The organism is Chroococcidiopsis cubana SAG 39.79, from assembly GCF_003991895.1.
Taxonomy (GTDB): Bacteria; Cyanobacteriota; Cyanobacteriia; order Cyanobacteriales; family Chroococcidiopsidaceae; genus Chroococcidiopsis; species Chroococcidiopsis thermalis.
In genome coordinates this window covers 1-6110 of sequence record NZ_RSCK01000177.1, presented here as the reverse complement: position 1 = coordinate 6110, position 6110 = coordinate 1, and the positions used below count along the sequence as shown (strand labels likewise).

The 6110-nt window shown below is 40.1% G+C and carries 10 protein-coding genes; 4 read left to right on the top strand and 6 right to left on the bottom strand.

All coding sequences use genetic code 11. The features are described from left to right. Nucleotides 1-93: 93 nt before the first annotated feature. From DSM107010_RS36260 to DSM107010_RS39130, 4 genes are all read right to left on the bottom strand, one after another. Complete coding sequence (locus tag DSM107010_RS36260; RefSeq protein ID WP_015154318.1) at nt 94-321, bottom strand: hypothetical protein; 228 nt, start codon at nt 319-321, stop codon at nt 94-96. Nucleotides 322-470: 149 nt separating this feature from the next. Further along, nucleotides 471-992 (bottom strand): GNAT family N-acetyltransferase, encoded by a 522-nt coding sequence (locus tag DSM107010_RS36255; RefSeq protein WP_106169318.1) that lies wholly within the window; start codon nt 990-992, stop codon nt 471-473. Then, nucleotides 982-1266, bottom strand: coding sequence for a type II toxin-antitoxin system TacA family antitoxin (locus tag DSM107010_RS36250; RefSeq protein ID WP_015154320.1), 285 nt, complete (start codon nt 1264-1266; stop codon nt 982-984). The genes DSM107010_RS36255 and DSM107010_RS36250 overlap by 11 nt, the downstream gene beginning before the upstream one ends. Nucleotides 1267-1303: 37 nt before the next feature. After that, complete coding sequence (locus DSM107010_RS39130; RefSeq protein WP_158631963.1) at nt 1304-1462, bottom strand: hypothetical protein; 159 nt, start codon at nt 1460-1462, stop codon at nt 1304-1306. Between the two features lie 277 nt (nt 1463-1739). Between DSM107010_RS39130 and DSM107010_RS42655 the strand changes: the two genes are divergently transcribed. The 3 genes from DSM107010_RS42655 (at nt 1740) to DSM107010_RS36235 (ending at nt 5228) form a co-directional block, all read left to right on the top strand. After that, nucleotides 1740-2282: a type IV pilin protein gene (locus DSM107010_RS42655; protein WP_106169319.1), complete on the top strand. Its 543-nt coding sequence runs from the start codon at nt 1740-1742 to the stop codon at nt 2280-2282. 135 nt (nt 2283-2417) lie between these two features. Next, nucleotides 2418-2939, top strand: coding sequence for a type IV pilin-like G/H family protein (locus DSM107010_RS36240; protein WP_106169320.1), 522 nt, complete (start codon nt 2418-2420; stop codon nt 2937-2939). A gap of 108 nt (nt 2940-3047) precedes the next feature. After that, nucleotides 3048-5228 carry an O-linked N-acetylglucosamine transferase, SPINDLY family protein gene (locus tag DSM107010_RS36235; protein WP_106169321.1) on the top strand — a complete coding sequence of 727 codons (2181 nt, stop codon included), beginning with the start codon at nt 3048-3050 and terminating at the stop codon, nt 5226-5228. Between the two features lie 22 nt (nt 5229-5250). Here the strand turns inward: DSM107010_RS36235 and DSM107010_RS36230 are convergent, their stop codons facing one another. Together DSM107010_RS36230 and DSM107010_RS36225 are read right to left on the bottom strand one after the other, a co-directional pair. Further along, nucleotides 5251-5610 (bottom strand): type II toxin-antitoxin system VapC family toxin, encoded by a 360-nt coding sequence (locus tag DSM107010_RS36230; protein WP_199756009.1) that lies wholly within the window; start codon nt 5608-5610, stop codon nt 5251-5253. Nucleotides 5611-5654: 44 nt separating this feature from the next. Then, nucleotides 5655-5879, bottom strand: a complete 225-nt coding sequence (locus tag DSM107010_RS36225) for a DUF2281 domain-containing protein (RefSeq protein WP_106169322.1) — start codon at nt 5877-5879, stop codon at nt 5655-5657. A 54-nt stretch (nt 5880-5933) separates the two neighbouring features. Here DSM107010_RS36225 and DSM107010_RS43435 point away from each other — a divergent pair, with 54 nt between their 5' ends. Beyond that, nucleotides 5934-5996, top strand: coding sequence for a hypothetical protein (locus DSM107010_RS43435; RefSeq protein ID WP_373425499.1), 63 nt, complete (start codon nt 5934-5936; stop codon nt 5994-5996). The last annotated feature ends 114 nt before the right edge of the window (nt 5997-6110 follow it).

Genomic DNA, 6110 nt, shown 5'->3' with positions numbered 1-6110 from the left:
ATGCCTTCATTTTTATCTGGGCAGAATACACAACATTACTATTAATCGTACCTCAGTAGACTAGGAATTGCTCTATTAGTATCCAGCAGGTATTTACCACTCACTGGTGTCAACCTGCTCGCACCCTTGTTCAATTGCTTCGCGCATCAACTGAATATCGTCTGTTGGTATTGTATCTGCAAAACGCAGTAATTGTTGACCTGGAACACCTTGAATTTTTGAGCCTACCAAAGCACGCGCATATTCAAGTACTTGCTGCTGTAAATTCTCAGGCATATCTTTCAGTTGCTCGACCACGCAATCGAGGATAGATGTATGCATCTTGCTCTCCTATCTAACACCCTAAGCATATTCTAATGAGTTAGGTTTAAAGCGATCGCATTTCTACTTTTACCAAAGGGAGATCGCATTTGAAACCCGCGCTTGTCGGGTTTTGCCTGTTTAGAATTCAATTCGCCCACTTTCTCTTCTCAATCAAACCCCCTCAAAATAGTCTCTATTGGTAAAAAGAGCGATCGCTCGTTATCTTGAAAGGGAATAAACTCATGCTTCAGATAAAATGCCTTTGCTGTCAAATCTATGGCATCAACTCTCACTGCATATATGCCTATTTCCTGAGAGGCTCGCACGGCACGGAATAAGGCATTTACTAAAAGTTCTCTACCCAAACCTTGTCCTTGCACCGCTCTATCTACAGCTAACTTACCTATCAACACAGCGGGAATCGGATCGGCAGGTATTTGCCGCTTGAACTCATTTGGCACAGATTCATATTCTATGATACTGGAGCCGATCGTGTAGTAGCCATCTACTTTCAGTTCTCCAGACGTAGGAATTGCCACAAAAGTTTTAGCTATTCCCTTCAAATGATTTTGTCGGGCATATTTTTTCAAATATTCGTTTAACACGGGATAACCGCAATCAAAGGAATCTCTTTGATACCTCTTATCTATTGGCAGAAATTCCCATCGCCTCTCGCTATCACTCTCCATATTTTGCTCTATATTGAGCGATCGCAGATTTCAGCTTTCCTTTGAGTTCGGGTGGATTTTCCATCGCTGATATAAACAAATTTCTATCACGATTGGATAAGATTAGCCTTTCATGAGAATCTAGATCTTGTTTAGCAGCTGGCAGAACGTGAAATAAAGTATATGCACTTACAGAAATACCTTTAAGGGCAGCTGCTCGCTCCAATAACTCCTTTTGTTCTTGAGTCAACCTTAAATCCACTCTTTTATCTTTTGTTCTAGCTTTGTCTGACATAGCGATTACTCAGCTCAGCTTCGAGCAAAATTGTAATTTATCTACGGACATTGTACACACAGATCTTATAAGCGATCGCGCATCTTCCTTCCTCAACAGGCGATCGCATTTCTACTTCACCAACAGGCGATCGCATTTCTACTTTTACCAAAGGGCGATCGCTCTCCATAAGGCATTGATGTACGGGCGGGTTCACCCGAAATCTCTACTTCTCAAAAAATATCTTGTCAAACCCGCCCTGAACGATCTCGCTCCCAATGATTGGTAAGGTTAGAGGGATCGAGAACTACGTAAAATTCACGCAATCTACAACCAACTTATATTAAAACAATATGAAGTTTTCACCTTATCCGCGCAAACTATGTGTAGCTACTGAATTTTGAAACTAGGTGACATGATCCGATTTAGACGAGGGTAAGTTACTTGTAACAAGGCAATGAGCCACACACTTCACCCCTAAAGGAAACGGAATCATGAAATCTGAACTAAAAGTTAAATACCTCCAATTCTTACTCGGCAAAAAGAAAGACAATAACGAAGGCTTCACCTTAATTGAATTGTTGGTTGTCGTCATCATTATCGGTGTTCTAGCAGCAATCGCTCTACCCAACTTCCTGAACCAAACTGCTAAAGCTAAGCAAGCAGAAGCTAAGACCACAATTAGCCAAGTTAACAACGCTCAAGCTTTGCATAGAAACACTAACAACAGCTTTGCTGGAGACATGAGTACCCTGGCTTTGGGACTACCAACTCTTACTGCCAACTATACATATAATGTAGTGGGAGTCGGGGACACAGCTGGGATTGAGGCAGTAGCAGCTAACAGTGCTATGAAAGGATATCAAGGTGGCAATGCATTTTTCAAAGATGCTAACAGCAACAGCGTGATCGCAACTGTTGCGTGTGAAGCTAATGTTGCTGGAACTACTGCTCCTACCTATCCAACTCTTGACTCAGCAGCAAGCACATTAGCAACAGCCGCCGCATGTGATGCTAACTTTACACCAATTAAGTAAGTTATTCTCGGCTAATTGCTAATTGTATTGTGCATTGTAAGGGTAACTCAATGAAGAGTTACCCTTGCCTTTAAGAATATTTTCTTGCTCTATATACTATTAATTCAAACAAGCAATCATCTTTCTTAAGATACTATGAAACCTCAGCTAATATTGACCTATCAATACATAAAATTACGTTCGCGAAATCATAGCAATGGATTCACTCTCGTTGAGTTAATGGTCGTTATCATCATCCTCGGAATTCTATCAGCAGTTGGGATGAAGACTATCTTAAATGAAGTTTCCAAAGCCAAACAAGCTGAAGCAAAATCGAGTATTGCTCATATCAACGCCGCTCAATCTACTCATTGGTTAGCTCAAGGTACTTTTGCCAATGCTATGAGTGAACTATCTATTGGCTTACCTAGTTCGACAGCTAACTACACCTACATTATTTCCGGTAACATCTCACTTGGTACGGTAAATGCAACCGCATCCGATACAATGCTTAAAGGTTACGTTGGCGTAGTTGAAAGATATGCCGATGGGAATCAAAAACAAATTATTTCTGGTATTATCTGCGAATCTGCCGCAGCAGGAAACATTACCTCATTACCTACATCTGGTCGTCCTGGCACTAATGCTTGTGGCACTAACGTAGAACTCGGACGATAATTATCTATTTTTCCAAACTTATTTTACATATTTGCAACTTCATATATAGCGAGACTAAAATAGCAATTGTATCTTGCAAGTAAAGCTTTCGCTATCACTCAATAAAATATGGTTGTTGCACTCAATTTACAGGCACAAACTAGCAATCTACTAACACAAGGCAAATATAGTCAACTTGCTAGTTTATACGAACGAGCAATTGAAACGGAATCCGAAGTTATTAGCCATTATTGGCATTTAGGTTTAGCTTATCTACTACAAGAACAAGAAGAAGCTGCCCAAACAGCTTGGTTGTTAGCAATGTCTGAAGCTAGCGACGAAGAAACCGAACAATGGACTGAAGAACTCGTCCAAATTCTGGATACAGAAGCTCAGCGTCAGTTAGAGTTAGAAAATTTGCAACTGAGCTGGCTAATTCGACAGCATATTCGAGAAATCGCTCCAAGCAATATTAACAATATTCTCCATATAATTCAGCTAGGATTGGGTTTAGACAATATTACTTCCCAAGATCTAAACGACTGGCAGGTTAATACATTAATTCAACAAGCTTCACCAGCCGAAATAGATTTCGACATATTACTCGAAACACTAAAAAAATTAGTTGACTATCCGATTCCAGCAAGTTTAACATTTGCAGAAGCTTGCCTTGCCCATTATACAGACCAACCTGCGGCTTTCATTGATACTGTGATGCCAATTGCAGTAAAAATGGCTCATCAATTAGATCGACCAGATTTTGCTACCGATTTAGCTCAGTTGTGTTTGCGATTAAATTCAGAACATCCAGAAGCGCTTAGGCATTTATCTTGTTTTCATTCCAAAGCTGGGTGTCATTCAGAAGCAATAGAAACAGCAAAACATTTTTTTCAGAATTGCCAGAGTCCATACTGGCAGATTCAAGGTAGTTATATATTACTTCGCGCCATACTAAGTGCAGGTTCTTGGCTAGATTTAGAAAACATTGTCCAACGCCACAAAGCTTTAATTCCAAAGCTACTACAAGACTCTGATGATTCCTTAAATATTGATAGTCATATCTTAACTGCTAACTTTTTCTTGCCCTATATTGAAGATAGACCGCAAGAAAACCGTCCTTTGCAGAATCAAATTGCTCAGATTTTTCAAACCAATTTTCAAGCAAAGAGTTCTCCTGTTGTTCAAACAGGGTGGACTAATTCTATTACAACCACTAAAAAACTCAAAATTGGCTACGTTGCCCATACTCTTAAAGGGCATTCAGTTGGTTGGTTGAGTCGTTGGTTGTTTCAATACTACGATCGAGAAGCATTTCAAACCAATCTTTATTTAATCTATCAGCAAGCTGAAGGTTATCAATGGTTTGAAAAGCAAGTAGATTGCGTTCATACATTTGGAGTTGAACCACAAAAGACTGCTACTCAAATCAAAGCAGATGAAATTGATATTCTAGTCGATCTAGATAGCCTGACTTTAGATACAACTTGTCAAGTCATTGCACTTAAACCCGCACCTGTACAAGTAACATGGTTAGGATGGGATGCGTCTGGACTGCCAGCAGTAGATTACTATATTGCCGATCCCTACGTACTACCAGAAAATGCCCAAGATTATTACAGTGAAAAAATTTGGCGCTTACCTCAAACTTATGTAGCAGTAGATGGCTTTGAAGTTGGCGTACCGACTCTACGCCGCGAACATTTAGAAATTCCTTCGGATGCTGTAGTCTACTTAAGTTCTCAAACAGGCTATAAGCGCCATCCAGACACGGTGCGCCTGCAAATACAGATTCTCAGCCAAGTTCCCAATAGCTATTTCTTAGTTAAGGGTAGGGCAGATGAAAATACTATTCGGGAATTCTTCAATAAAATTGCAGAAGATGAAGGAGTTAACCCAGAGCGATTAAGATTTTTATCCAGAGATCCGAGCGAATTTGTCCATCGAGCAAATTTGGGAATTGCAGATATTGTTTTAGATACCTATCCTTATAACGGTGCAACCACAACTTTAGAAACATTGTGGATGGGTATACCTCTAGTTACAAAAGTAGGGCAACAATTTGCTGCCCGCAATAGCTACACTTTTATGATGAATGTGGGAGTAACAGAAGGTATTGCCTGGACGGATGATGAATATGTAGAGTGGGGTGTGAAATTAGGTACAGATCCCGTACTAAGACAACAAGTTGCTTGGAAATTAAGGCAATCAAGACAGACTTCACCGTTGTGGAATGCCAAGCAGTTTACTCAAGAGATGGAAAAGGCTTACAAGCAGATGTGGCAAAGGTATGTTGAGGTTAATTTTGTCTAATCTTATCCATCAGCATTAACAACTACCAAATTATTTGAACTTCTTCTAAAGACTGAATTTTGCGATCGCGGGTGACTAGGGGTAAGTTTAGATGTAGTGCTGTTGCCGCGATAATTCGATCGGGCATATCTGGTACAGAATCACGAGGTATTTGATGGATAGTTTCGGCAATGGCACGGCTAAGCGGTATGCTAACAACTACTGCATCTCTAGCATCACAAACATTAAGCAAGCGTTGAAGGACAAGCTTTGGTAATCTATCCCGTTCTACTAGGTAACATATTTCAACAACTGAGATAGCAGATATACAAATAGACTGCTCTGTATTTGTGGCTCGATCGAGAGCTAATAAAGCATTTGATGATAATCGCTCCGGTTCCACTAAATACTAGATTATCGCGTGCGTATCTGCGACTACAGAGGTCATTAAAAATCCTCTTTAGGAAAGCTTTTCCACATTTCCTGCCGTGCTTGGGCAATGTCTTCTTCTGTAATATGAATTCCTAAATCTGCACAGAGTCCTTTAACACTACGACGAGTAACTTTTAATCGGCTTTTAGTCTTGAGAAATTCTACAAAGTCTAGAACTTCCTGCTGCTTTTCTAAAGGTAGGACTCGTAGATTCTCAACGATAGCTTGTTCGATGCTCACAATTGTTTCATCATATTTATAGCCTGTACTACTCTATAATACAGCCAAAAAGAGGTGAAAATTAATGCAGAAAATCGATACCATGTCATCCCCCGCACTCGACCCAGCCAAGAGTGAATGGAACTTTGTTGAAGTCTGGTATCGATCCGATGTTACTGGAGTTTAGACTAACCAATGACAAAATGACTCAGCAGTACTGAGTTAACAAGCTACCCAGCTAAAAATATAAAA

Excerpts from the sequence above, each read along its gene's own strand:
- DSM107010_RS36260 (WP_015154318.1), bottom strand. The coding sequence starts at position 321 with ATGCATACATCTATCCTCGATTGCGTGGTCGAGCAACTGAAAGATATG.
- DSM107010_RS36255 (WP_106169318.1), bottom strand. The coding sequence starts at position 992 with ATGGAGAGTGATAGCGAGAGGCGATGGGAATTTCTGCCAATAGATAAG.
- DSM107010_RS36250 (WP_015154320.1), bottom strand. The coding sequence starts at position 1,266 with ATGTCAGACAAAGCTAGAACAAAAGATAAAAGAGTGGATTTAAGGTTG.
- DSM107010_RS42655 (WP_106169319.1), top strand. The coding sequence starts at position 1,740 with ATGAAATCTGAACTAAAAGTTAAATACCTCCAATTCTTACTCGGCAAA.
- DSM107010_RS36240 (WP_106169320.1), top strand. The coding sequence starts at position 2,418 with ATGAAACCTCAGCTAATATTGACCTATCAATACATAAAATTACGTTCG.
- DSM107010_RS36235 (WP_106169321.1), top strand. The coding sequence starts at position 3,048 with ATGGTTGTTGCACTCAATTTACAGGCACAAACTAGCAATCTACTAACA.